Genomic DNA, 436 nt, shown 5'->3' with positions numbered 1-436 from the left:
GAGGAGCACGGCATTGCCGCCTGCGATGGCAGGACCGAGTTTATGGACTACGAGATTCAAGGGATCGTTGTACGGGGTAATGGCGGCGATGATGCCAAGCGGCTCACGCGTGAACCAACCCTGGCGCTGCTCTGATCCTGCATAGGCGTCGAAAGGCACGATCTCGCCGGCGTTGCGTTTTGCCTCTTCGGCCGAGAGCTTCAGCGTGTTGACGCAGCGAAGCACTTCCTTGCGGGCCTGAACAATCGTCTTTCCGGATTCGCGAACGATGGTTCCAACGAATGCATCGCGACGGCTCTCGACGATTTGTGCGGCGGATTCGAGGATGCTCGCGCGCCCATGCCTTGGCAGGTTGCGGGAAATCTCGGCCCCAAGCTGGGCGCGCGCCAGAAGTTCGCCGATTTCGTTTGCGTCCGTGGCGTCGACCGTTCCAACG

The 436-nt window shown here is 61.0% G+C and carries 1 protein-coding gene; it reads right to left on the bottom strand.

The features are described 5' to 3' along the window. On the bottom strand, positions 1–436 hold a 436-nt coding region (locus EOA60_RS37040), incomplete at both ends, for an aldehyde dehydrogenase family protein (RefSeq protein ID WP_128312827.1).

It is taken from the genome of Mesorhizobium sp. M1A.F.Ca.IN.020.06.1.1 (assembly GCF_004023265.1).
Classification (GTDB): domain Bacteria; phylum Pseudomonadota; class Alphaproteobacteria; order Rhizobiales; family Rhizobiaceae; genus Mesorhizobium.
This window is presented reverse-complemented; position numbering and strand designations above follow the sequence as displayed.